Source organism: Micromonospora sp. DT178 (assembly GCF_049841695.1).
GTDB lineage: Bacteria > Actinomycetota > Actinomycetes > Mycobacteriales > Micromonosporaceae > Micromonospora.
Genome location: NZ_JBNCKV010000089.1, coordinates 1 through 261 on the forward strand (window position 1 = coordinate 1; position 261 = coordinate 261).

Sequence of the window (261 nt, forward strand, 5' to 3'; positions counted from 1 at the left end):
GCACCCGATCGAGCGTTCCGCGAGCTCGGCTTCGACTCGCTGACCGCGGTGGAACTACGTAACCGGCTGGCCACCGCGACCGGACTGTCGCTGCCGGCCACGCTGGTCTTCGACTACCCCAGTGCGGAGGTGTTGACCGACCATCTGACGGACCTGCTGCTTGGCAAGAACGCTGCCGTGGCCGTCGCGCCGGTGGCGGTCGGTGCGGGTGTCGATGAGCCGGTGGCGATTGTGGGGATGGGGTGTCGGTATCCGGGTGGG

At 68.6% G+C, this 261-nt stretch carries 1 protein-coding gene; it reads left to right on the top strand.

Translation table 11 applies throughout. The features are described 5' to 3' along the window. Positions 1–261: phosphopantetheine-binding protein (locus tag ACLQ22_RS32085; RefSeq protein ID WP_425695618.1), on the top strand; the 261-nt coding region annotated here is incomplete at both ends.